General features: G+C 74.6%; 23 protein-coding genes. 22 read left to right on the forward strand and 1 reads right to left on the reverse strand.

Translation table 11 applies throughout. The features are described 5' to 3' along the window. Positions 1 to 25 precede the first annotated feature (25 nt). The 16 genes from carA to FJQ57_RS07970 all read left to right on the forward strand — a co-directional run bounded on the left by carA (position 26) and on the right by FJQ57_RS07970 (position 18,227). Positions 26 to 1,231 (forward strand): glutamine-hydrolyzing carbamoyl-phosphate synthase small subunit, encoded by a 1,206-nt coding sequence (gene carA, locus FJQ57_RS07895; RefSeq protein ID WP_139978735.1) that lies wholly within the window; start codon positions 26 to 28, stop codon positions 1,229 to 1,231. Next, positions 1,231 to 4,551: a carbamoyl-phosphate synthase large subunit gene (gene carB / locus FJQ57_RS07900; RefSeq protein ID WP_139978737.1), complete on the forward strand. Its 3,321-nt coding sequence runs from the start codon at positions 1,231 to 1,233 to the stop codon at positions 4,549 to 4,551. The genes carA and carB overlap by 1 nt, the downstream gene beginning before the upstream one ends. A 36-nt stretch (positions 4,552 to 4,587) precedes the next feature. Continuing rightward, positions 4,588 to 5,631, forward strand: coding sequence for a quinone-dependent dihydroorotate dehydrogenase (locus tag FJQ57_RS07905; protein WP_139978739.1), 1,044 nt, complete (start codon positions 4,588 to 4,590; stop codon positions 5,629 to 5,631). Next, positions 5,631 to 6,788, forward strand: coding sequence for an alpha-hydroxy-acid oxidizing protein (locus FJQ57_RS07910; protein ID WP_139978741.1), 1,158 nt, complete (start codon positions 5,631 to 5,633; stop codon positions 6,786 to 6,788). The genes FJQ57_RS07905 and FJQ57_RS07910 overlap by 1 nt, the downstream gene beginning before the upstream one ends. After that, positions 6,785 to 7,633 (forward strand): orotidine-5'-phosphate decarboxylase, encoded by an 849-nt coding sequence (pyrF, locus tag FJQ57_RS07915; RefSeq protein WP_139978743.1) that lies wholly within the window; start codon positions 6,785 to 6,787, stop codon positions 7,631 to 7,633. Before FJQ57_RS07910 ends, pyrF begins: the two co-directional genes overlap by 4 nt. Next, on the forward strand, positions 7,630 to 8,082 hold the full coding sequence (locus tag FJQ57_RS07920) for a hypothetical protein (protein ID WP_139978745.1): 453 nt from the start codon (positions 7,630 to 7,632) through the stop codon (positions 8,080 to 8,082). The genes pyrF and FJQ57_RS07920 overlap by 4 nt, the downstream gene beginning before the upstream one ends. Positions 8,083 to 8,779: 697 nt before the next feature. Beyond that, positions 8,780 to 9,097 (forward strand): integration host factor, actinobacterial type, encoded by a 318-nt coding sequence (mihF, locus tag FJQ57_RS07925; RefSeq protein WP_139978746.1) that lies wholly within the window; start codon positions 8,780 to 8,782, stop codon positions 9,095 to 9,097. Next, positions 9,094 to 9,645, forward strand: coding sequence for a guanylate kinase (gene gmk / locus FJQ57_RS07930; RefSeq protein ID WP_139978748.1), 552 nt, complete (start codon positions 9,094 to 9,096; stop codon positions 9,643 to 9,645). The genes mihF and gmk overlap by 4 nt, the downstream gene beginning before the upstream one ends. Before the next feature lie 40 nt (positions 9,646 to 9,685). After that, on the forward strand, positions 9,686 to 10,015 hold the full coding sequence (gene rpoZ, locus FJQ57_RS07935) for a DNA-directed RNA polymerase subunit omega (RefSeq protein WP_139978749.1): 330 nt from the start codon (positions 9,686 to 9,688) through the stop codon (positions 10,013 to 10,015). A gap of 22 nt (positions 10,016 to 10,037) precedes the next feature. Further along, positions 10,038 to 11,348, forward strand: a complete 1,311-nt coding sequence (gene coaBC / locus FJQ57_RS07940; protein WP_281284242.1) for a bifunctional phosphopantothenoylcysteine decarboxylase/phosphopantothenate--cysteine ligase CoaBC — start codon at positions 10,038 to 10,040, stop codon at positions 11,346 to 11,348. A 111-nt stretch (positions 11,349 to 11,459) separates the two neighbouring features. Continuing rightward, positions 11,460 to 12,662, forward strand: coding sequence for a methionine adenosyltransferase (gene metK / locus FJQ57_RS07945; protein WP_139978753.1), 1,203 nt, complete (start codon positions 11,460 to 11,462; stop codon positions 12,660 to 12,662). Positions 12,663 to 12,801: 139 nt separating this feature from the next. Then, on the forward strand, positions 12,802 to 14,874 hold the full coding sequence (locus FJQ57_RS07950) for a primosomal protein N' (protein WP_139978756.1): 2,073 nt from the start codon (positions 12,802 to 12,804) through the stop codon (positions 14,872 to 14,874). 63 nt (positions 14,875 to 14,937) lie between these two features. Further along, positions 14,938 to 15,492, forward strand: coding sequence for a peptide deformylase (def, locus tag FJQ57_RS07955; protein ID WP_139978757.1), 555 nt, complete (start codon positions 14,938 to 14,940; stop codon positions 15,490 to 15,492). A 2-nt stretch (positions 15,493 to 15,494) separates the two neighbouring features. Beyond that, positions 15,495 to 16,424 carry a methionyl-tRNA formyltransferase gene (fmt, locus tag FJQ57_RS07960; RefSeq protein ID WP_139978759.1) on the forward strand — a complete coding sequence of 310 codons (930 nt, stop codon included), beginning with the start codon at positions 15,495 to 15,497 and terminating at the stop codon, positions 16,422 to 16,424. Further along, a complete protein-coding gene (locus FJQ57_RS07965) occupies positions 16,421 to 16,867 on the forward strand; it encodes an MmcQ/YjbR family DNA-binding protein (RefSeq protein ID WP_139978761.1) in 447 nt (148 codons plus the stop codon). The genes fmt and FJQ57_RS07965 overlap by 4 nt, the downstream gene beginning before the upstream one ends. Further along, positions 16,860 to 18,227: an RsmB/NOP family class I SAM-dependent RNA methyltransferase gene (locus tag FJQ57_RS07970; protein ID WP_139978763.1), complete on the forward strand. Its 1,368-nt coding sequence runs from the start codon at positions 16,860 to 16,862 to the stop codon at positions 18,225 to 18,227. The genes FJQ57_RS07965 and FJQ57_RS07970 overlap by 8 nt, the downstream gene beginning before the upstream one ends. A gap of 8 nt (positions 18,228 to 18,235) precedes the next feature. Here FJQ57_RS07970 and FJQ57_RS07975 read toward each other — a convergent pair whose 3' ends face one another. Continuing rightward, the gene (locus FJQ57_RS07975) at positions 18,236 to 18,958 is read right to left on the reverse strand and encodes an AAA family ATPase (RefSeq protein WP_139978764.1); all 723 of its coding nucleotides are present in this window, start codon (positions 18,956 to 18,958) and stop codon (positions 18,236 to 18,238) included. A gap of 24 nt (positions 18,959 to 18,982) precedes the next feature. Here FJQ57_RS07975 and ligD point away from each other — a divergent pair, with 24 nt between their 5' ends. The 6 genes from ligD to FJQ57_RS08005 are packed head-to-tail and all read left to right on the forward strand — an operon-like array spanning position 18,983 to position 22,447. After that, the gene (gene ligD / locus FJQ57_RS07980; RefSeq protein WP_139978766.1) at positions 18,983 to 19,969 is read left to right on the forward strand and encodes a non-homologous end-joining DNA ligase; all 987 of its coding nucleotides are present in this window, start codon (positions 18,983 to 18,985) and stop codon (positions 19,967 to 19,969) included. Then, positions 19,966 to 20,397 carry a TY-Chap domain-containing protein gene (locus tag FJQ57_RS07985; RefSeq protein WP_139978768.1) on the forward strand — a complete coding sequence of 144 codons (432 nt, stop codon included), beginning with the start codon at positions 19,966 to 19,968 and terminating at the stop codon, positions 20,395 to 20,397. The genes ligD and FJQ57_RS07985 overlap by 4 nt, the downstream gene beginning before the upstream one ends. 5 nt (positions 20,398 to 20,402) lie before the next feature. After that, positions 20,403 to 20,936 (forward strand): AAA family ATPase, encoded by a 534-nt coding sequence (locus FJQ57_RS07990; protein WP_139978770.1) that lies wholly within the window; start codon positions 20,403 to 20,405, stop codon positions 20,934 to 20,936. A 31-nt stretch (positions 20,937 to 20,967) separates the two neighbouring features. Next, the gene (rpe, locus tag FJQ57_RS07995) at positions 20,968 to 21,645 is read left to right on the forward strand and encodes a ribulose-phosphate 3-epimerase (protein ID WP_139978771.1); all 678 of its coding nucleotides are present in this window, start codon (positions 20,968 to 20,970) and stop codon (positions 21,643 to 21,645) included. A gap of 17 nt (positions 21,646 to 21,662) precedes the next feature. Beyond that, a complete protein-coding gene (locus FJQ57_RS08000; protein WP_170219320.1) occupies positions 21,663 to 22,193 on the forward strand; it encodes a maleylpyruvate isomerase N-terminal domain-containing protein in 531 nt (176 codons plus the stop codon). Positions 22,194 to 22,234: 41 nt separating this feature from the next. Further along, positions 22,235 to 22,447, forward strand: coding sequence for a hypothetical protein (locus FJQ57_RS08005; RefSeq protein WP_139978775.1), 213 nt, complete (start codon positions 22,235 to 22,237; stop codon positions 22,445 to 22,447). Positions 22,448 to 22,454 lie beyond the last annotated feature (7 nt).

A 22,454-nucleotide genomic window follows, 5' to 3' on the forward strand; every position in this document is an offset into this window, starting at 1 on the left:
CGTGAGGCGGAGAAGGAGGTACGGCGTGCCTGCGCATGCCCCGGCGATCCTCGTCCTCGAGGACGGTCGCACCTTCCGCGGCGACTCCTACGGCGCCGAGGGGGAGACCTTCGGCGAAGCCGTCTTCAACACCGGCATGACCGGCTACCAGGAGACGCTGACCGACCCGTCCTACCACTGCCAGGTCGTCGTCATGACGGCCCCGCACATCGGCAACACCGGCGTCAACGACGAGGACGACGAGTCCTCGCGCTTCTGGGTCGCCGGGTACGTCGTCCGTGACCCCGCCCGGGTCACCTCCAGCTGGCGCAGCCGCCGCAGCCTCGACGACGAGCTGCGCGCCCAAGGCGTCGTCGGCATCTCCGGCGTCGACACCCGCGCCCTGACCCGCCACCTGCGCGAGCGCGGCGCCATGCGGGTCGCCATCTCCACCGCGCCGACCGACGTGGCCGACCCGACCGCCCTGCTCGCGCGGGTGCGCGACGCCGGCGCGATGCCCGGCTCCGAGCTGGCCTCGGAGGTCTCCACCACCGAGACCTACGTCGTCCCCGCACACCCCGGACCCTGGGGCGAGAAGAAGCACACCGTCGTCGCCCTCGACCTCGGCATCAAGACCATGACGCCGCGCCGGATGGCCGAGCGCGGCTGCGAGGTGCACGTCGTCCCGGCGACCGCCTCGCTGGAGGAGATCACCGCGCTCCGGCCCGACGGGCTCTTCTACTCCAACGGCCCCGGCGACCCCGCGGCCACGACGCACCAGGTCGAGGTGCTCCAGGGGGCCCTGGCCCAGGGCCTGCCCTACTTCGGCATCTGCTTCGGCAACCAGCTCTTCGGCCGCGCCCTCGGGTTCGGCACCTACAAGCTCAAGTACGGCCACCGCGGCATCAACCAGCCGGTCATGGACCGCACCACGGGCAAGGTCGAGGTGACCGCCCACAACCACGGGTTCGCCGTGGACGCCCCGCTCGACGCGCCCACCACGACGCCGTACGGCGAGGCGAGCGTGAGCCACGTGTGCCTCAACGACGACGTGGTCGAGGGCCTCGAGCTGCGTGACGCCGCGGGCCGCCTGACGGGCTTCTCGGTCCAGTACCACCCCGAGGCCGCCGCCGGCCCGCACGACGCGGCGTACCTGTTCGACCGCTTCATCGACCTGATGTCCGGCTCGCGTGGTCTCGAGACAGGCGCCGGCGCGCCTTCCTCGACCACCGTGGGGGAGGAGAACGCCTGATGCCCAAGCGCACCGACATCCAGAGCGTCCTGGTCATCGGCTCCGGCCCGATCGTCATCGGCCAGGCCTGCGAGTTCGACTACTCCGGCACCCAGGCCTGCCGGGTGCTCAAGGAGGAGGGCCTGCGGGTCGTCCTGGTCAACTCCAACCCGGCCACGATCATGACCGACCCGGAGTTCGCCGACGCGACCTACGTCGAGCCCATCACCACCGAGTACCTCGAGGCGGTCATCGCCCACGAGCGCCCCGACGCGCTGCTGCCGACCCTGGGCGGCCAGACCGCGCTCAACGCCGCCATCGGCCTGCACGAGGCGGGCGTGCTGGAGAAGTACGGCGTCGAGATGATCGGCGCCAGCTTCGAGGCCATCCACCGCGGCGAGAACCGGGAGAAGTTCAACGCCATCGTCGACAAGGTCGGCGGCGAGGTCGCCCGCAGCCGCATCTGCCACACGATCGAGGACTGCGAGGCCGCGGTCGCCGAGCTCGGCTACCCCGCGGTCGTGCGGCCGTCGTTCACCATGGGCGGCACCGGGTCGGGCATCGCCTACGGCCCCGACGACCTGCACCGCATCGCCGGCGCCGGCCTGGCCGCCAGCCCCACCACCGAGGTGCTGATCGAGGAGTCGATCATCGGGTGGAAGGAGTACGAGCTGGAGGTGATGCGCGACAAGGCCGACAACGTCGTCATCGTCTGCTCCATCGAGAACCTCGACCCGATGGGCGTCCACACCGGCGACTCGATCACCGTCGCGCCTGCCATGACGCTCACCGACCGCGAGTACCAGCACCTGCGCGACCTGGCCATCGGCATCATCCGCGAGGTCGGTGTCGACACCGGCGGCTGCAACATCCAGTACGCCGTCAACCCGGCCGACGGCCGCGTCATCGTCATCGAGATGAACCCCCGCGTCTCGCGCTCGAGCGCGCTGGCCTCCAAGGCCACCGGGTTCCCGATCGCCAAGATCGCGGCCAAGGTCGCGGTCGGCTACACCCTCGACGAGATCCGCAACGACATCACCCAGGAGACCCCGGCGTCGTTCGAGCCCACGCTCGACTACGTCGTGGTCAAGGTGCCGCGGTTCGCCTTCGAGAAGTTCCCCGGCGCCGACCCCGTGCTGACCACCCACATGAAGTCGGTGGGCGAGGCCATGGCCATCGGCCGCAGCTTCACCGAGGCGCTGCAGAAGGCGCTGCGCTCCCTGGAGAGCAAGGACGCGCCGTTCGACTGGCACCAGGAGTGGGTCGACCTCGACAAGGCCGCGCTGCTGCAGGAGATCGCGGTCCCGCACGACGGCCGGCTGAAGAAGGTCATGGACGCCCTGCGCGCCGGCGCCACGGCGCAGGAGGTCTTCGAGGCCACCCGCATCGACCCCTGGTACGTCGACCAGCTGGCCCTCATCAACGAGGTCGCCGCCGAGGTCACCGCCGCACCCGAGCTGACGCCCGACCTGCTGCGCCGGGCCAAGCGGCACGGCTTCTCCGACGCCCAGATCGGCAAGATCCGCGGCATGACGCCCGACGTCGTCCGCGGCGTCCGGCACGCGCTCGGCATCCGGCCGGTCTACAAGACCGTCGACACCTGCGCCGCCGAGTTCGCCGCGCGCACGCCCTACCACTACTCCTCCTACGACGAGGAGACCGAGGTCGCGCCGCGCGAGCGGCCCGCGGTGATCATCCTGGGCTCCGGTCCCAACCGCATCGGCCAGGGCATCGAATTCGACTACTCCTGCGTCCACGCCTCGCTGGCCCTCAGCCACAGCAAGGGCGGCGCCGGCTACGAGACCGTCATGGTCAACTGCAACCCCGAGACGGTCTCGACCGACTACGACACCTCCGACCGGCTCTACTTCGAGCCGCTCACGCTCGAGGACGTCCTCGAGGTCGTGCACGCCGAGCAGCAGGCCGGCCCGGTGGCCGGCGTCATCTGCCAGCTCGGCGGCCAGACGCCGCTCGGCCTGGCCCAGGGCCTGGCCGCAGCCGGCGTGCCGATCGTCGGCACCTCGCCCGACGCCATCGACCTCGCCGAGGACCGCGGGCTGTTCGGCCGCGTCCTGGCCGAGGCCGGTCTCGTCGCCCCCCAGCACGGCACCGCCACCTCGGTCGACGAGGCGGCCCGCGTGGCGGCCGAGATCGGCTACCCGGTGCTCGTGCGGCCGTCGTACGTGCTCGGCGGGCGCGGCATGGTCATCGTGTACGGCGAGGACACGCTGCGCGTCTACCTCGAGAAGTACGTCGCCGCCGGGCTCATCAGCCGGGAGGCGCCGGTGCTGGTCGACCGGTTCGTCGACGACGCCGTCGAGGTCGACGTCGACGCGCTCTTCGACGGCGAGGAGCTCTTCCTGGGCGGCGTCATGGAGCACATCGAGGAGGCCGGCATCCACTCCGGTGACTCCTCGTGCGCCCTGCCGCCGATCACCCTGGGCGCCCACGAGATCGGCCGCATCCGCGAGGCCACCGAGGCCATCGCCCGGGGCGTCGGCGTGCGCGGGCTCATCAACATCCAGTTCGCCCTCGGCTCCGACATCCTCTACGTGCTCGAGGCCAACCCGCGCGCCTCGCGCACGGTGCCGTTCGTCTCCAAGGCCACCGCGACGCCGCTGGCCAAGGCCGCGGCCCGGGTGATGCTGGGGGAGTCGATCGCCGACCTGCGCGCCCTCGGGCTGCTGCCCGCCACCGGCGACGGCGGCGCGCTGCCGGCCGACCAGCCGATCGCGGTCAAGGAGGCGGTGATGCCGTTCAACCGGTTCCGCACCCCCGACGGCCAGCAGGTCGACACCGTGCTCGGCCCGGAGATGAAGTCGACCGGCGAGGTCATGGGCCTCGACCGCGACTTCGGCACCGCGTTCAGCAAGAGCCAGGCCGCGGCGTTCGGCCCGCTGCCCACCAGCGGCCGGGTCTTCGTCTCCATGGCCAACCGCGACAAGCGGTCGATGATCTTCCCGGTCAAGGTGCTGCGCGACCTCGGCTTCGAGGTGCTGGCCACCCAGGGCACGGCCGAGGTGCTGCGCCGCAACGGCGTGGAGTGCACCGTGGTGCGCAAGCAGCACGAGGGTGCCGGGCCCCACGGCGAGAAGACCACCGTGCAGCTCATCCACGACGGCGAGATCGACCTCATCGTCAACACGCCGTACGGCGCGGGCAGCGGCGGCAACGTCCGGCTCGACGGCTACGAGATCCGCACCGCGGCCGTCATGGCCAACGTCCCGTGCATCACCACGGTGCAGGGGCTCGGCGCGGCCGTGCAGGGCATCGAGGCGCGCCGGCGGGGCGAGATCGGGGTCCGGTCGCTGCAGGACTGGGCCGCGACCCTGCGGGCCTGAGACGCGACGACGAGGACGACGGGACGGGAGCCGGGCATGAGCGTCTACCAGCGGGTGTTCGAGCACGGCTTCCGCCGTCTCGACGCCGAGCGGGCCCACGAGCTCGGCTTCCGGGCGATCCGGGCGGTGCCGACCCGCGGGCCGGTCGCGACCCGGCTCCGCCCGCGCGGCACGCCGCTGCGGGCGATGGGCCTGACCTTCCCGCACCCGCTGGGCCTGGCCGCCGGGTTCGACAAGAACGCCGCCGGCATCGACGCCCTCGGCGCCCTCGGCTTCGGGCACGTCGAGGTCGGCACGGTCACCGGCCAGGCGCAGCCCGGCAACCCCCAGCCGCGGTTGTTCCGCCTCGTCGCCGACCGCGCCGTGGTCAACCGGATGGGGTTCAACAACGACGGCGCCGAGGCGGTGGCCGCCCGGCTGGCCGCCCGCGGTCGCCGTCCGGCCGGTCCGGTGCTGGGCGTCAACATCGGCAAGACCAAGGTCGTCCCCGAGGACGACGAGGCCGCCGTGCTCGACGACTACGCCCTGTCCACGCGGCTGCTCGCGCCGCACGCCGACTACCTCGTGGTCAACGTGTCCTCGCCCAACACCCCCGGGCTCCGGTCCCTGCAGGCCGTGGAGCGGCTCGGCCCGCTGCTGGGGCACGTGCGTCGGGTGGCCGACGACGCCACACCGGGCACCCGCGACCGGCTGCCGCTGCTGGTGAAGATCGCCCCCGACCTCGCCGACGCCGACGTGCTCGCCGTGGCCGACCTCGCGCTCGAGCTGCGCCTGGACGGCATCGTGGCCACCAACACCACGATCGGCCGCGGTGGCCTGCGCTCCCACCCCTCGCAGGTGGCCGAGGTGGGCGCCGGTGGCCTGTCCGGCCGACCGCTGACCGCGCGTGCGACCGACGTCGTACGGATGCTGCGGGAGCGTGTGGGGCCCGACCTGGCCCTCGTCGGCGTCGGCGGCATCAGCACCGTCGACGACGCCCGCGAGCGGCTCGAGGCCGGCGCCGACCTGCTGCAGGCCTACACGGCGTTCATCTACGAGGGGCCGCTGTGGCCCCGCCGCATCGCGAAGGGACTGGGTTGATGGCGTACGGCGACTACCAGATCGAGCTCTACCTCGGCAGCCTCGGCGGCTCACTGCCCCAGCAGCCGTTCTCCTACCCCGAGCTGGAGCAGCACGCGCTGGCGACGCTGACGCCGGAGCTGCGCAGCTACGTCGCCGGTGGGGCCGGCAACGAGCAGACCGCCCGCGACAACGCGGCGGCGTTCGACGACTGGGCGCTGGTGCCACGGATGCTGCGGGCCAGCGAGCAGCGCGACCTGTCGATCGAGCTGTTCGGCAAGCGCCTCCCGTCGCCGCTGCTGATGGCGCCGGTCGGCGTGCTCGGCATCTGCTCGCCCGACCAGCACGGCGACGTCCACGGCGCCGAGGCCGCGGCCGCCACCGGGGTGCCGTTCATCGGCTCGACCCTGATGAGCGACCCCGTCGAGGACGTGCTGCCCGCCACCGGCGACACGCCGGCCTGGTTCCAGCTCTACACGCCCAAGAACCGCGACCTGGCCGCCAGCTTCGTCTCCCGGGCCGAGGCCGCGGGCGCCGAGGCCCTCGTCGTCACGCTCGACACCTGGGTGCCGGGCTGGCGCCCGCGCGACCTGGCCTCGGGCAACTTCCCGCAGCTACGGGGCAAGGCCCTGGCCAACTACACCTCCGACCCGGTCTTCCGCGAGCTCGTCGGCCCCGACCCCGACATCGGCACCATCGTGATGACGTGGGTGGGCCTGTTCGGCCACCCGGTCACCTGGGACGACCTGGCCTGGCTGCGGTCGCTGACCGACCTGCCCCTGGTGCTCAAGGGCATCTGCCACCCCGACGACGCCCGCCGCGCCCTCGACGAGGGTGCCGACGGCATCTACTGCTCCAACCACGGCGGCCGCCAGGCCAACGGTGGGGGAGCGGCCCTGACCTGGCTGCCCGAGGTGGTCGACGCCGTGGCCGGCCGCGCGCCGGTCGTCTTCGACTCCGGTGTCCGCACCGGTGCCGACGTCGTCAAGGCGCTCGCCCTCGGTGCGACGGCGGTCGCCGTCGGCCGGCCCTACGTCTACGGCCTCGCCCACGGCGGCGTCCCCGGTGCGGTGCACGTGCTGCGCTCGATCCTCGCCGAGGCCGACCTGCTGATGGCCGTCGACGGCTACCCGACCGTCGCCGACCTCAGCCGCGACGCGCTGCGCAGGCTCCGGTGACGGCGGGGGCGACGTTCGGCGAGCGGTTCGTGGCGGCGGTCGCCGACCGCGGACCGTTCTGCGTCGGCATCGACCCCCACGCCGGGCTGCTGCGCGACTGGGGCCTCGACGACACCCCGGCCGGCCTCGAGCGGTTCGCCCTCACGGTCGTCGAGGCCGTGGCCCCGCTGTGCGCGCTGGTCAAGCCGCAGTCGGCGTTCTACGAGCGCCACGGCTCACGCGGCGTCGCCGTGCTCGAGCGGGTCGTGGCGGAGTCCCGCGCCACCGGGGCGCTGGTGCTCATGGACGCCAAGCGCGGCGACATCGGCTCCACCTCCGCGGCGTACGCCGAGGCCTACCTCGACCCCGCGAGCCCCCTCGGCTCCGACGCGGTCACCGTGAGCCCCTACCTCGGCTTCGGGTCGCTGGACCCGTTCGTCGACGCCGCGCGCACCCACGGCGGGGGCCTGTTCGTGCTCGCCCTCACCTCCAACCCCGAGGGCCCCGAGGTCCAGCACGCCGTCGTGGTCGACGGCGCGGGCGGCGTGACCGGCGAACGGGTGGCCGACCGCGTCCTGGCCCACCTGCGCCGCCTCAACGACGGGGCACGGCCGCTCGGCTCCTTCGGCGCGGTCGTCGGGGCGACCATCGGCGACACCGGTGCCGACTTCTCCTTCAACGGCCCCGTCCTCGCTCCCGGGTACGGCGCCCAGGGCGGCACCTCGGCCGACGTGCGCCGCATCTTCGGCCCCGCCGCCGCGCACGTCGCCCCCAGCTCCTCGCGCGAGGTGCTGCGCGCCGGTCCCGACCTGGACGCCATGCGCGACGCCGTGCGCCGCGCCAACGACGACCTGCGGCTCCCGTGAGGCGCGCCCTCGCCGCCGCCCTCGCGGTCGCAGCCCTGGTCGGGCTGCTGTCCGCCTGCGGCGAGGACGACCCCTTCGAGCGCTACTGCGACGTCGTGCGCGAGGAGCAGGCCGGCCTGACCCGCGACCTCGGGGACGCCGGCACGGCCGGCCTCCTGCCGGCCCTGCCGGCCTTCGAGCGGCTCGAGGACGCCGCCCCCGACGACATCGCCGACGACTGGTCGGTCATCACCCAGCGCCTCACCGGCCTGGCCGACGCGCTCGACGACGCCGGGGTCGACCCCTCGACGTACGACGCCACCGACCCGCCGGCCGACACGACCCCCGAGCAGCGCGAGGCCATCGGCCTCGCCGCCGGCGCCGTGGCCACCGAGGAGGTCCGCGAGGCCCTCGGCGTCGTCCAGCAGCAGGCCCGCGACGTGTGCGGCACGGAGCTCACGCTGTCCTGACTGTTCCTGCGGGGCTGGTGGTGCAGGGCTGGTGACCCGGGGTGGGTCGGGTGGCCGCGCGCGTGGCAGGCCGCGTCTCGTGTCCCGTGCCCGGCGCGCCGCCGCTGGCGCGGCCACCCGCCCCACCAGCACCAGCCACCCCACTCCTGGCAGGGATCTCCCACTCCCGGTCGGTAACTACCCGTCAGGAGTGGGAGTTGCGTCGCAGGAGTGTCGCGGGTCTGACGGATGGGGCGGCCGCGCCAGCGGCGGCGCGGGCGGAGCCCGTGCCGTTGAGCGCGCCGTCAGTCGATCGGGCGAGGCTCCGGGTCAAGGACCGCGAAGCGGCCGGCGAAGCCGGCGCCGCAGGCGTCCTTGACCGGAGACCCGATCGACCACGCGCGCGGCCGCCCGCACCAGCCCCGCAGACCGGCTGCAGCGCGTGGTCTCGAGACAGGCCGCCAGGCGGCCTTCCTCGACCACCGTGTGTTCCGGCCCGCCACACCAGACCACCGGCGGGACGGACCACGGGCGCGGCCGCCGCCCACACCGACCACCAGAGCGCCACCAGACGACACCAGCCCCACCACCAGCCCCACCCGGCTCGGCCACCACCGCCTGCCGTTGTGGCTCCCCGAGCGGGGTCGCTACTGTGACCCAGCGCTGCGGGCTCCCTCCGCAGCGCGTTGCACCCACCCACCCGAAGGACCCCTCGCCCGTGGCACTGCCCCCGCTGACACCCGAACAGCGCCAGGCGGCGTTGCAGAAGGCCGCCGCCTCGCGACGTGAGCGGGCCGAGGTGAAGAACCGGCTCAAGAACTCCGGTGCCTCGATCATCGACGTCGTCCACGAGGGCCAGACCAACGAGGTCATCGGCAAGATGCGCGTGGTCGAGCTCCTGCAGTCGATGCCCGGGCTGGGCAAGGTGCGCGCCCGCCAGGTGATGGAGCGGCTCGGCATCGCGGAGTCCCGGCGGGTCCGCGGGCTCGGCACCAAGCAGATCGCCGCCCTGGCCAAGGAGTTCGCGGCGGAGTGAGTCGTCTCGTCGTGCTCGCCGGCCCCACCGCGGTCGGCAAGGGCACCGTCGCCGCCGCCGTGCGCGAGCGGCACCCCGACGTGTGGATCTCGGTGTCCGCCACCACCCGCAAGCCCCGGCCCGGCGAGGTCGACGGGGTGCACTACCACTTCGTCGACGACGCCGAGTTCGACCGGCTCGTGGCCGAGGGCGAGCTGCTCGAGTGGGCCGTGGTCCACAAGGCCGCCCGCTACGGCACGCCGCGCGGCCCGGTCGTCGCCTCCCTGGCCGCCGGCCGACCCTCGATGCTCGAGATCGACCTCCAAGGTGCCCGGCAGGTGCGCCGGACCATGCCCGAGGCGCTGTTCGTCTTCCTCAAGCCGCCGTCGTGGGACGAGCTCGTCCGCCGGCTCGTCGGCCGCGGCACCGAGACCGAGGAGGAGCGCGAGCGGCGGCTCGCCACCGCCCGCGACGAGCTGGCGGCGGAGTCGGAGTTCGACAGGACGGTCGTCAACCACGAAGTTCATGAGGCAGCCGACGAGTTGGTAGCCTTGATGATGCTCGGTTGATCCATCCCTCCGAGCTCTCTATCGCTAGCGAGGCTCACGCGTGTCTGCGCCCAACATCGACGCCGTCGGGGTCACCAACCCCTCGATCGACGACCTCCTGACCAAGACCGACAGCAAGTACAAGCTGGTCCTCTACAGCGCCAAGCGCGCCCGGCAGATCAACGCCTACTACTCCCAGCTCGGCGAGGGCCTGCTGGAGTACGTCGGCCCGCTGGTCGACACCCACGTCCAGGAGAAGCCGCTCTCGATCGCGCTGCGCGAGATCGCCGACGACAAGCTGACCTGCGAGGACATCGACCCGGCCGAGCTGGCCGCCGAGGAGGCCGCCGCCCAGGCCGCGGCCACCGACGCCGCGCCGGCCGGCGAGTGACGATCCCGCCGCACCAGGTCCTCTGCTGACCACCGAGCACCACGACGAGGCCGCGACCCCCACGGGGGCGCGGCCCGTCGTCGTCCCGGCCGCAGGTGGAGACCGGGCCGACGGCCCCGGCCGCCCGAGGGTCGTCCTCGGCGTCGGCGGCGGCATCGCGGCGTACAAGGCCTGCGAGCTGCTGCGCCGGTTCACCGAGTCCGGCCACGACGTGACCGTCGTGCCGACCGCCTCGGCCCTGCAGTTCGTCGGCGCGCCCACCTGGGCTGCTCTCTCGGGCCGGCCGGTGGCCGACGACGTGTGGACCGGGGTCCACGAGGTGCCCCACGTGCGCATCGGCCAGCAGGCCGACCTCGTGGTCGTCGCCCCCTGCACCGCCGACCTGCTGGCCAAGGCCGCCCACGGCCTGGCCGACGACCTGCTCACCAACACCCTGCTCACCGCTCGCTGCCCGGTCGTCCTCGCGCCCGCGATGCACACCGAGATGTGGGAGCACCCCGCCACCCGCGCCAACGTCGAGACGCTGCGCTCGCGTGGTGTCGTCGTGGTCGAGCCCGCCTCGGGCCGGCTCACCGGCGCCGACACGGGCAAGGGCCGGCTGCCCGACCCGGCCGAGCTGTTCGAGGTGGCCTCCGACGTGCTCCTGCGCGGCCCGGTGGCGCCCGACCTCGCCGGTCGCCGGCTCGTCGTCTCCGCGGGCGGCACCCGCGAGCCCCTCGACCCGGTGCGGTTCCTCGGCAACCGGTCCTCGGGCCGCCAGGGGTACGCCCTGGCCCGGGCTGCGGTCGCCCGCGGCGCCGCGGTCACGCTCGTCGCGGCCAACGTCGACCTGCCCGACCCGGCCGGCGCCGACGTCGTCCGCGTCTCGACCACCGCCGAGCTGCACGACGCCGTGGTCGCCGCCGCGGCCACTGCCGACGCCGTGGTCATGGCCGCGGCTCCGGCCGACTTCCGGCCCGTCGCGGTCAGCGGAGCCAAGATCAAGAAGGCCGCCGACGGCTCGGCGCCCTCGATCGAGCTCGAGCAGAACCCCGACATCCTGCACGCGATCTCCCACGACCGGGCCCGGCCTGGTTCGGTGGTCGTGGGCTTCGCGGCCGAGACCGGCGACGAGACCGGCAGCGTGCTCGACCTGGCCCGGGCCAAGCTCGCCCGCAAGGGCTGCGACCTGCTCGTGGTCAACGACGTGAGCGGCGGGGCGGTCTTCGGCAGCCCCGACAACGAGGCGGTCGTGCTGGGGGCCGACGGCGGCGTCCGCGAGGTGCCCCGCGGCACCAAGGGCGCCCTGGCCCACGTCATCTGGGACGAGGTCGCCCGGCGATTCGCACCGTGAGACCGCCGTCCCGCATGCTGGGCGTTCTCTAGTCTTTCCCTGTTGTTTGACGCTGTCCCGAGTCCCCGGCTCCACCGAGCCGAACCCGTCTGATCGAGAGTGAGATCCACCGTGGCTGGACGCCTGTTCACCTCCGAGTCCGTGACCGAGGGTCACCCCGACAAGATCGCCGACCGGATCAGTGACACGGTCCTCGACTACTTCATCGAGAACGACGAGCAGATCGCCGACCTCCGCGTGGCCTGCGAGACCCTGCTGACCACCGGCCTGGTCGTCGTGGCCGGCGAGGTGCGCTCCACCGCCGCCCTGCCCGGCCCGCAGATCATCCGCGACGCGGTCAAGGAGATCGGCTACGACCACTCCGACAAGGGCTTCGACGGCGACACCTGCGCCGTGCAGTTCGCGGTCGGCGCCCAGTCCGCCGACATCGCCCAGGGCGTCGACCAGGGCCACGAGGCCCGCGTCGGCGAGTCCGTCGACGAGCTCGACCTGCGCGGGGCCGGCGACCAGGGGCTGATGTTCGGCTACGCCTGCGACGACACCGACGTCCTCATGCCGCTGCCGATCGTCATCGCCCAGCGCCTGGCCGAGAAGCTCACCGCGGTCCGCAAGGACGGCACGATGGCCAACCTGCGTCCCGACGGCAAGACCCAGGTCACGGTCGAGTACGACGAGGACGACCGCCCGGTCCGCATCGACACCGTGGTGCTCTCCACCCAGCACTCCGAGGACACCGACCTCGACAAGCTCGAGGCCGAGATCAAGCAGCACGTCATCGACCCCGTGCTCGCCACCTTCGAGCTGCCCTCCGAGGGCTACCGCCTCCTGGTCAACCCCACCGGCCGCTTCGTCACCGGTGGCCCCATGGGCGACGCCGGCCTGACCGGTCGCAAGATCATCGTCGACACCTACGGCGGCATGGCCCGCCACGGTGGCGGCGCCTTCTCCGGCAAGGACCCGTCGAAGGTCGACCGCTCGGCCGCCTACGCGATGCGCTGGGTCGCCAAGAACGTCGTCGCCGCGGGCCTGGCCCGCCGCTGCGAGGTCCAGGTCGCCTACGCCATCGGCAAGGCCCACCCCGTCGGCGTGTTCGTCCAGACCTTCGGCACCGGCGTCGTCTCCGACGAGAAGATCCAGGAGGCCGTGCTCGAGGTCTTCGACCTGCGCCCCGCCGCGATCCTGCGCGACCTCGACCTGCTCCGCCCGATCTACGCCAAGACCTCGGCCTACGGCCACTTCGGCCGCGAGCTGCCCGAGTTCACCTGGGAGAAGACCGACCGCGCCGACGCCCTCAAGGCCGCCGCGGGCGTCTGAACCCGCAGCCGCTCCACCAGCACCAGTGCCGAGCCGGCGCCCCGTCCGCGGGGTGCCGGCTCGCGGCGTCCCGGGGCACCCGTCCCGACCCTGTGGAGCGCCGCCCCGGACATCGGACCCCGCTGGTAGACAACAGGACGTGACCGAGCGCCCCCGCCGAGCAGGCCCACCCGAGGAGCAGCCCGAGCTGCTGCCCGGGCTGGTGCGCTCGACGGTCAAGCAGGCGCAGGCCAAGGCCCGCCAGACCCGCGCCCGCAAGGCCGCCGAGGCCGCCCTGGCCACCGAGCAGCCCGTGGCCCGGGTGCTCGTCGACGTGCCCCTGGCCCACCTCGACCGGCCCTTCGACTACGCCGTGCCGCAGGCAATGGCCGAGCAGGCCGTGCCCGGCGTCCGGGTCAAGGTCCGCTTCGCCGGCCAGGACGTCGACGGCTACCTGCTCGAGCGCGCCGACGCCACCGACCACGGCGGCCGCCTCGCTCCGCTGCGCCGCGTGGTGAGCCCCGAGCCGGTGCTGAGCCCCGCGGTGGCGGGCCTGGCCGCCGACGTCGCCGAGCGGTACGCCGGGACGCGCTCCGACGTGCTCCGCCTGGCCGTGCCGCCCCGGCACGCCACGACCGAGAAGCAGCCCAGCCCCCCGGAGCCGCCCACCGAGCTCCCCGAGGCGCCCGGCACCCCCGCCTGGTCCGGGTACGCCGCCGGCCCCGCCTACCTGGCCCACCTGGCCGACGGCGGCAGCCCCCGCGCGGTCTGGTCGGTCGCGCCGGGCGACGACTGGCCGGCGCTGGTCGCCGCCGCCGCGGCGGCCACCCTGCGGTCGGGCCGCGGCACCCTGGTCTGCGTCCCCGACGGCAAGGACGTCGCCCGGGTCGACGCCGCCCTGACCGCCGCTCTCGGCCCCGACCGGCACGTCACGCTCACCGCCGACGCCGGCCCCGCCCGGCGCTACCGCGACTTCCTCGCCGTCGCCCGCGGCACCCGCCGCGTCGTGGTCGGCACCCGCGCCGCGGCCTTCGCGCCGGTGCACGACCTGGGCCTCGTGGTCTGCTGGGACGACGGAGACGACCTGCACGCCGAGCCGCGGGCGCCGTACCCCCACACCCGCGAGGTGCTGCTCCTGCGGGCGGCCCGCGAGGACACCGCCGTGCTGGTCGGGGGCCTGAGCCGCAGCGTCGAGGCCGAGCACCTGGTCCGGGTCGGGTGGGCGCACGAGCTCCTCGCCCCGCGCGACCGGCTCCGCGCGACGGTCACCATCGCGGTGGCGGGCGCCAGCGACCGGATGCGCGAGCGCGACCCGAGCGGGTCCACCGCGCGCATCCCGAGCGAGGTCCACGGCGTGGTCAAGCAGGCCCTGGCCGAGGGTCCGGTGCTCGTGCAGACCCCGCGCGCCGGCTACGCCCTGGCGCTGGCCTGCGAGCGCTGCCGCACGCCCGCGCGGTGCGCCACCTGCGCCGGCCCGCTCGCCCTGACCTCGCCGACGACCCCGCCGGCCTGCCGCTGGTGCGCGACGCCGGCGACGGGCTGGCGCTGCCGCGAGTGCGGCGCCGGCGGCCTGCGGGCCCCCGTCCTGGGCGAGGCCCGCACCGCCGAGGAGCTCGGGCGCGCGTTCCCCGCCACCCGGGTCCGCACCTCGGCCGCCGGGTCGGTCCTGGCCGACGTGCCCGCCACCCCCGCGGTCGTCGTCGCGACCCCGGGGGCCGAGCCCGTCGCAGCCGGTGGGTACGCCGCCGTGGTGCTCCTCGACACCTGGTTGCTCCTGGGCCGCGACGACCTGCGCGCCGCCGAGGAGGCGCTGCGGCGCTGGAGCGGCGCGGTGGGACTCGTCCGTCCCGGCGGCCGGGCGATCGCGGTCGGCGACCCCGCCCACCCCGCCCTGCAGGCGCTGGTGCGCTGGGACCAGGCCGGCTTCGCCCGCCGCGAGGCCACCGAGCGCCGCGAGGCCCGGCTGCCGCCGACGACCCGGCTCGCCACGGTCACCGGCGAGCCCGGCGCGGTCGACGACGCCCTCACCCTGCTCGCGCCCCCGGCGCACGTCGAGGTCCTCGGCCCGGTGCCCACCGGCAGCGCGGGCCACGAGGGGGAGGAGCGCCTGGTCCTGCGCACCCCGTTCGCCCGCGGCGCCGACCTCTCCCGCTCGCTGGGCGAGCTGCAACGGGTCCGCAGCGCCCGCAAGCTCGACGCCGTCCGCGTCCGGGTCGACCCGGTCTCCCTGTGACCCGGTGCCGCGCCAGTACGCTGGGACGGCCTGCTCCCGACGTACCTCCGGAGGTCCGACCCCGTGGCGATCCAGCCCATCCGCCTCTTCGGTGACCCGGTGCTGCGCCGTCGCGCCGTCGAGGTCGTCGACTTCGACAAGGAGCTGCGCCAGCTGGTCGCCGACCTCACCGACACCATGCGCGACGCCCCCGGCGCGGGGCTCGCGGCGCCGCAGATCGGGGTCGGGCTCCGCGTCTTCACCTGGTACGTCGACGGCGAGGTCGGCCACCTCGTCAACCCCGACCTCACGCTGTCGACCGAGGTCCAGGAGGGCCCCGAGGGCTGCCTGTCGATCCCGGGCCTGACCTACGACTGCCGGCGGGCCCTGTCGGTGGTCGCGCGCGGCTTCGACGTGCACGGCGAGCCGGTGACCGTCGAGGGCTCGCAGCTGCTGGCGCGGGCCATCCAGCACGAGACCGACCACCTCGACGGCGTGCTCTTCCTCGACCGGCTCGACACCGAGGCCCGCAAGGCCGCGATGCGCGAGATCCGCGAGAGCGAGTGGTTCGGGCTGGCCGGGTCGGGTGCGCCCACGGTCAAGATCAGCCCCCACGCCACCCGCGGGCTCGGGATCTAGCCGTGCGCCTCGTCTTCGCCGGCACCCCCGAGGTCGCCGTGCCCGCCCTCGACGCCATCGTCGCCTCCCGCCACGACCTGGTGGGCGTGGTGACCCGTCCCGACGCCCCGGCCGGGCGCGGCCGCAGGCTGGTGGCCAGCCCCGTCGCCCAGCGCGCGGAGGCGCTCGGCGTACCCGTCCTCAAGCCCGAGCACCCCCGCGACCCCGAGTTCCAGGCCGAGCTGCGAGCCCTGGCGCCCGACTGCTGCCCGGTCGTGGCCTACGGCGCGCTGCTGCCGCAGTCGGCGCTCGACATCCCGCCGCACGGCTGGGTCAACCTGCACTTCTCCTGCCTGCCCGCGTGGCGGGGCGCGGCGCCGGTGCAGCACGCGATCTGGGCCGGCGACGAGGTCACCGGCGCGACGACGTTCCGGATCGTCAAGGCCATGGACGCCGGCCCCACGTTCGGCGTGATGACCGAGCGCATCCGGCCCACCGACACCGCCGGCGACCTGCTGGGCCGGCTGGCCGAGGGCGGGGCCGGGCTGCTGTTGGCCACGCTCGACCACCTCGAGGACGGCGACATCGAGGCCCGCGAGCAGCCCGCCGACGGCGTCTCGATGGCCCCCAAGATCACCGTCGAGGACGCCGAGGTCGACTGGCACGAACCCGCCGCCTCCGTCGACCGGCGGGTGCGCGCCTGCACACCGGCCCCCGGCGCGTGGACGACCCACGAGGGCGAGCGGCTCAAGCTCGGGCCCGTGGAGCCGACCGACGAGACCCTCGCCCCCGGCACCCTCGAGGTGCGCAAGCAGGAGGTGCTCGTCGGCACCGGCACGACGGCCGTCCGCCTGGGCGTTGTCAAGCCGTTCGGCAAGAAGCAGATGCCCGCGGCCGACTGGGCGCGCGGCACACGACTGGCCTCGGGCACCCCGCTCGGCGGCGCTGGGTGACGCCCGACCGCCCCGCCCGGCCCGACGACGTCGACGAGATCTGCGCCGCCCTGCCCGAGACCGAGCTGGGCACGTCGTGGGGCGACCGCCCCACCTGGAAGGTCCCCCGCGGGCCGAAGGGCAAGGGCTTCCTCCTCCGTCGCGCGCCGCACCCGACCGCGGTCGACCCCGACACGGGCGAGATGTACGACGACCTGCTGGTCGTCCAGACCCCCACCGAGGTCGAGAAGCACGCCCTGGTGGCCGACCCGGCCACCCCGTTCTTCACCATCCCGCACTTCGACCGCACCAGCGCCGTGCTGGTCCAGCAGTCGCGGCTGGGCGAGATCACCCGCGCCGAGCTGGCCGAGGTCATCACCGACGCCTGGGCGGCGATGGCGCCGAAGCGGCTCGTCCGCGAGCACCTCGCCGACCCCGGGGACGGGGGGACGACCGGTGGCTGAGCGTGGACGCCGGCGCCCCGCCGCGGCCGACCCGTCGCGCCGCGCCGCCTGGGAGGTCCTGAAGGCGGTCCGGGTCGACGACGCCTACGCCAACCTCGTGCTGCCGGCCGTCGTCGACCACTTCGGTCTCGACGCCCGCGACGCCGCGTTCGCGACCGAGCTGGCCTCCGGCACGCTGCGCTGGCGGGGCCTGTACGACGCCGTGCTGGCCGCCTGCGTCGACCGGCCGCTGAGCAAGGTGGAGGCCAAGGTGCTCGACGCGCTGCGCCTGGGCACCCACCAGCTGCTGGCCATGCGGGTGCCGACCCACGCCGCGATCAGCACCACCGTCGACCTGGTGCGCGCGGTCACCCACGACGGCGCGGCGGGCTTCGCCAACGCGGTGCTGCGCAAGGTCGCGGCCCGCGACCTCGAGGCGTGGACGGCCGAGGTCGCCCCTCCGGGCTCGCGCCGCCACCTGGAGGTCGCCCACAGCCACCCGGCCTGGGTCGTCGACGAGCTGCGCCGCGCGGTCGGCGACGACGAGCTCCCCGCGCTGCTGGCCGCCGACAACGTCGCGCCCCGCGTCACCCTCGTCGCCCGCCCCGGCCGTGCCACCCGCGACGAGCTGCCGGGCGAGCCGACCCGCTTCTCGCCGTACGGCGTGGTGCTGGAGGGTGGCCGGCCCTCGCAGGTGCCGGCCGTCGCCGAGGGCCGTGCCGGCGTCCAGGACGAGGGCTCGCAGCTCGTGGCGCTCGCCCTCGCCGCGGCGCCGCTCGACGGGCCCGACGAGCGCTGGGTCGACCTGTGCGCCGGTCCCGGCGGGAAGGCGGCCCTGCTCGCCGGCCTGGCCGACGAGCGCGGCGCCCGCCTGCTGGCCGTCGAGCGGGCCCCGCACCGAGCCGGTCTGGTGCGCCGGGCCCTGGCCGGCGCGGCCGGGGTCGCCGGGGTGGTCGCCGCCGACGGCACCCGCGCCCCGGTGCGACCCGGCACGGTCGACCGCGTGCTGGCCGACGTGCCCTGCACGGGCCTGGGCGCGCTGCGGCGGCGGCCCGAGTCGCGCTGGCGCCGCCGGCCCGACGACCTCCTCGAGCTGGTGCTGCTCCAGCGGGCCCTGCTCGGCAGCGCCCTCGACCTGCTGCGGCCGGGCGGTCTCGCCGTCTACGCCACGTGCAGCCCGGTGCTGGCCGAGACCTCCGGGGTCGTCGAGAGCGTCGTCTCGGGCCGCGACGACGTCGAGCTGGTCGACGCCACGGCCGGTCTGCCCGGCGCGGACGCGTGGCCCGACCTGGCCGGCCCCCTGCCCGGCACGGTGCAGCTGTGGCCGCACCGGCACGGCACCGACGCGATGTTCGTCGCCCTGGTCCGCCGCCGTCCCTGAGCGAGGGGTCAGTCGACGACGTGCCGCAGGTAGCGACCGGGGCCGTGGAGGAACGAACGCCAGTGCCGCACCAGCTCCAGGTCCTCCCACGCCGTGCGACGCAGTCCCCACTCGCCGACCTCGAGGACCGTGGCGCCCGGGAGCGCGGCCAGCACGGGTGAGTGCGTCGCGCACAGCACCTGGCCGCCCGCGGAGGCGACCTCGGCCAGCACCGAGACCAGCCCGAGGGTCGAGGAGAACGACAGCGCGGCCTCCGGCTCGTCGAGGCAGTAGAAGGCCGGGCTGTCGAACTTGGTGCGCAGGACCGCGAGGAAGGACTCCCCGTGGCTCATCGCGTGGTAGTCCGGGTCGCGCGGCCCGCGGTGGGAGTCCATGTAGGTGTACCAGCCGTGCATCGTCTCGGCGCGCAGGAAGAACCCCCACCGCGACGCCCCGATCCCGCGCTGCAGCCGCAGGGCCCGGCCGAGGTCGGACTCCGAGGGACGGGTGCGGTGCTCGCTGTACGTCGAGCCGCCCTCGGGCGAGAGGCCGAAGGCCATCGCGACCGCCTCGACCAGCGTTGACTTGCCGGACCCGTTCTCGCCGACCAGGAACGTCACGCCCGGGTCCAGGTCGAGGCCCTCGCGCTCGACCTGCGCCACGGCCGGGACAGAGAGCGGCCACCGGCCGGGCTCGAGGTCCTGCGACCCGACGTACTCGACGCGCACCACGGGCGGCTGGTCGAAGTCCATGAGCAGCCACACTAGGGTCGAGGGGTGGCGTCGAAGTCCCCGTCGGTCGAGATCGAGGTCGACGGCCGCGTCGTGCGGGTCTCCAACCCCGACCGGGTGTACTTCCCCGAGACCGGGGCGACCAAGAAGGACCTGGTCGACTACTACCTCGCGGTCGGCCCCGGCATCGTCAACGCCCTCTTCGAGCGACCGTGCATGCTGCACCGCTTCCCGACCGGGCTGACGGGGGAGAAGGTGCACCAGAAGCGGCTGCCACGCGGCGCCCCGGCCTGGGTGGAGACCGTGCGCCTGCACTTCCCCCGCTGGGACCGCACGGCCGACGAGCTGTGCGTCACCGAGCTCGGCGCCGTCATCTGGGCGGTGCAGATGTCGACCGTGGAGTTCCACCCCTGGAACAGCCGTCGCGGGCACACCGAGGAGCCCGACGAGTGGCGCATCGACCTCGACCCCGGTCCCGAGTCCGACTGGGCCCAGGTACGCCGCGTGGCGCGGGTCTGCCGCGAGGTGCTCGACGAGCTCGGCGCGGTGGGGTACCCCAAGACGAGCGGCGGGTCCGGCCTGCACGTCTACGTCCGCATCCGGCCCGACCACGGCCACCAGGTCGTCCGCCGCGCGGCGCTGGCCTTCGCCCGCGAGGTCGAGCGGCGTGCGCCCGACGACGTCACCACGACGTGGTGGCGCAAGGACCGCGACCCCCACCACCTCTTCGTCGACTACAACCAGAACGCGCGCGACCACACCATCGCCGCGGCCTACTCGGTGCGGGGCTTCCCCGACGCGCGCGTCTCGGCGCCGGTGCGGTGGGAGGAGGTCGACGACTGCGTGCCGCAGGACTTCACCATGACCACCATGCCGGCGCGGTTCGCCGAGATCGGTGACCTGCACGCCGACATCGACGACCCCGACCGGACCTTCGACATCGCGCCGCTGCTGCAGTGGGCCGACCGCGACGAGGCCGACGGTGCCGAGACGCCGGAGGAGCCGGGCGACGGGGAGGGGGAGGCACCGTGAGGGGCACCTGGGACGACCTCAACCGCCGCCTCACCGGCGCGATCCTCGCCCTCGACCTCGACGACGGGCTCGTCATCCGCGAGAAGGCACCGGCGCCGGTCAGGCGCGGGCTCTTCGGGTCGCGCCGGACCGCGGCGGCGCCGCGCCGCTACGTGCAGGTCACCGCGGCCGCCCGGGTGCTCATCGCGGAGTGCGTCGGGTCGACCTCGTTCGGCGGCGAGTGGGAGATGACCCCCGAGACCGAGGCCGCGCTGCTGCGGCAGGGCTGGGAGCAGCCCTGGTCGGAGAAGTACCGCACGTTCTCCCGCGAGGCCCCGCTGACCGGCGCCAACCTGGTCGCGCTGGCCACGGTGCGCGCCCTGCAGACCCTCGGGTGCGAGGTGGAGGACCTCGAGGTCGAGCTCGTCCACGAGGAGCCGGGGGACTGAGGTCCATGAGCCCCTCCACCCCCACCCCGCTGGGCAACCACCGGCCGACGGGCGCCCGGCTCGTGCTCCTCAACGGCATGCCGGGCGCCGGCAAGTCGACCCTCGCCGCGCGCTACCGCGACGACCACGCCGGGGTGCTCGTCGTCGAGGCCGACCTGCTGCGCACCTGGATCGGGGGCGACCCGGCCGGCCACGGCGAGGCCGCCCGCGTCCTCGCCCTGGCCCTGGCCCGCGCCCACCTGGAGACCGGGTGCGACGTGGTCGTCCCGCAGCTGCTGGCCCGGCTCGACCAGCTCGAGCGGTTCGAGCAGGTGGCCGACGAGGTCGGCGCCGAGCTCGTCCACGTCGTGCTCCACGGGGCGGTCGTGGAGTCCCGCGTGCCCGACGAGGCGCTCGGCCACCTCGTCGCCCACGCCCACGGCCTCGCCGACGTCGTCGCCGCCCGCCCCCGCACCCACCGCCTCGCCGTCCGCCCCGGCCACCTCGACGACGCGCTGCGCGACCTCGGGGACCTGCTCGACCCCGACCTCCCGGCCTGACCCGCCCGACCCGCGCCTAGGCTCGGACCCCGTGGGACACGTCCAGATCACTCCGTCGATCCTCAACGCCGACTTCGCGGCCCTGGGCGCCGAGGTGGGCCGGATCCCCGGCGCCGACTGGGTGCACGTCGACGTCATGGACAACCACTTCGTGCCCAACCTGACCTTCGGGCCGACCATGGTCGAGGCCCTGGCCCGCAGCACCGAGACCCCGCTCGACGCCCACCTGATGATCGCCGACGTCGACCGCCACGCCCCGGCGTACGTCGAGGCCGGCTGCGGCTCGGTGACCTTCCACGTCGAGGCGGCCAGCGCCCCCGTGCGGCTCGCGCGCGAGGTGCGGGCGGCCGGCGCGCGGGCCAGCATGGCGCTGCGCCCGGCCACCCCGGTCGAGCCCTACGAGGACCTGCTGCCCGAGCTCGACATGCTGCTGCTGATGACCGTCGAGCCGGGCTTCGGTGGGCAGCAGTTCCTCGACCTGGTGCTGCCCAAGATCCGCCGGGCGCGGGCCCTGCTCGACAAGCACGGCGTCGAGACCTGGCTCCAGGTCGACGGCGGCGTCTCGCTCGAGACCATCGGGCGCTGCGCGGAGGCCGGCGCCGACACCTTCGTCGCCGGCAGTGCGGTCTTCTCCGCCGACGACCCCGACCGCATGGTCGCCGAGCTCCGGGCCGCGGCGGAGGCGGCCCGGGACGGGGCCGGCTCGTGACGGCGTACCGACGGGGCGTGGAGCTGTTCCGCGCCGCCACCGCGGGCATCGGCGTGGCCGAGCTCGACCTCCCGGTGCCCTCCTGCCCGGGCTGGACGGTCTCCGACGTGCTCACCCACGTCGCCGACAACCACGCGGCCGTGCTCGCCCACAGCGGCATCGAGCAGACCTCGGCCGACCTGTTCGAGGTCTACGACGAGCACCTCTCCCGCCGCCCGCGTGCCCTCGTCGACGCCTTGGACCTCACGCTCCACGCCTGGGACGTCGCCCGCGCCCGCGGCATGTCCGCCGACCTCGACGACGTCACCCTCGACTTCCTCACCGCCTTCGCCGTCGACGCCGGCGAGCAGCTCTACGTCGACGGCGAGTTCGAGATGCTCCTCATCGGCCCCGAGCACGGCCGCCGGGCCAGCGTCCTCGCGCTCTACGGCCGCGACGCGCGCACCGCGCAGCGGACGCCGCACCCGGCGCCGGGGCCGGAGTCGGGGTCGGAGTCGGTGAGGTCGGTGGACCCGGTCACCTCGTTCAATGCCCACGAAGACGACTGACGTACTTGCCTTCGCCCCTCTCGGTCGCGAGACTGCGGCCCGTGGCTCCCGCGCTGCTCGTCGACCCCTGGGTGCGGGGCTGCGCCCTGGCCGGGGCGCTGCTGGCGGGCCTCCACGCGGTCGCCGGCCTCCCGTGGGCGCTCTGGCTGGCCTGGGCGTGGCTGGCCGGGCTGTCGGCGTACGACGCCCGGCCGCGTGACACGAGCCACAGCGAGCCGCGGGCAGGCGTGTGGCAAACTCGACCTGACGAGTGATCTATCG

Source organism: Nocardioides litoris (assembly GCF_006346315.1).
In the GTDB taxonomy this organism is placed as follows: Bacteria; Actinomycetota; Actinomycetes; order Propionibacteriales; family Nocardioidaceae; genus Nocardioides; species Nocardioides litoris.